The organism is Bacillus sp. L_1B0_5 (assembly GCF_000836715.1).
GTDB lineage: Bacteria > Bacillota > Bacilli > Bacillales > Bacillaceae_G > Bacillus_A > Bacillus_A thuringiensis_S.
The window spans coordinates 1-1,448 of record NZ_JXIS01000201.1 but is presented as its reverse complement, the minus strand read 5'-3'; the positions used below and the strand labels follow the sequence as shown (position 1 = coordinate 1,448).

Genomic DNA, 1,448 nt, shown 5'->3' with positions numbered 1-1,448 from the left:
GTTTCTCTTAATGCTTTTTGAAATTGCTGCCCCAAAGATTCTTCCTGAAGTTTCTTCATTTCATCCATACGTCCAGTTACATCACCAAGACCACCATGTACATCGTTTAGGCTTAGTACCGCTTCAGCACCCATGTCTTCCCATTTGGTGCCAAATAAAGCAACACCAATCTGGTTTGCTTTTACCTTATCATCCATCTTTTGAAGATCACCTAACACAGCATTAAAAACATCTGCTGCAGTTCCCTTACCTTCATTGAATGACTTCCATACTTTTTGTGTCTCTTCAGATAAATCACCGAATCCTTCTGATACACCTTTTGAACCATCTTGTACACGGATACCAAATTCCTTCACCAGGTCATTGATATAGTCTAAGTTATACGAACCGCTTTTTGTTCCATTTGCTAAGATTGTAAACATCTCTTGAGCACTAAAACCACCTTGCTTGAATAAAGGCGCGTATTCAGAGAGGTTATCAAATAACTCGTCTGAATAATTTAGACCTTCTTGAGCACCGGCAGCAAGTAAATCAAAGGTTTCCTGTGTAGATAAACCGAATTGACTCATTAATTGCCCTGCACCTCGAGTCGCTTCATTTAAGTCCACATCATAAACTTTAGCTAATGTTAATACATTTTCCGATGCCCCTTGCAATTCCTCATGTGGAACGTCACGCATATTTTGATAGACTTTTATCAGCGCATTGTCTACCTCTTCAAGGTTTTCACCAAAACCTTTTTTCCAAGTATCAACAGCAATTTTTTGAAGATTTTCGGCACCTTTCCCAGTCAATCCTAATGACGCCTGAATTTTCCTCTGCGATCCATCAAACTCTATTGCTGTATTTACAATCGACTTTCCCATTTCAATTAACTTTTCTGATATTCCTTGTAGGACTTCAGCGGCTTCCATTAAATTGTTCATATCAAGTTTCTTATTGATTTCCGCCATACCATCCGCAGCTTGTGAACCACTTCGCCCAACACTCTGTAAGGAGTTTTCGAATTGCTTTAATGTCGTTTTTGCTTGGTTTAATTTAGCCTCAAGTTGCTGTACTTCGGTAGAATTCTCACCATACACACGTTTTGCTGTGCTTAATTGTTGTTCTAAGTTGTGGACGACCCTATCCGTCATTTCTGTTTGCTGACGTAGTTGTTTCTGTGCTAATTCCAACTTATCCACTTCACTAGCGTTTGCTCCTAATTCAGCATTCTGAAGTTTAAAAGAGCTTGTTAGCTTTTTTTGTTCTGCTTCAAGTTTCTTAGAATTCTCTTGCAAATCCAGTAAAGTTCCACGTGCTTCCCTGGCTTCAATTGCTTGCTCGGAAAGACCTTCATTCACTCTTTTCATTGCATTATCAAGAGAAGTTTCAGCACGTTCTGCATCAAGCAACTTCCCGTACATTTTATTGAGTTGTTCGGCGGTTGTACTTGTGTCCTTGGACAT

General features: G+C 39.5%; 1 protein-coding gene. It reads right to left on the bottom strand.

Translation table 11 applies throughout. From position 1 onward, the window contains the following. On the bottom strand, window positions 1-1,448 hold a 1,448-nt coding region (locus RT27_RS31810; RefSeq protein ID WP_043939340.1), incomplete at both ends, for a phage tail tape measure protein.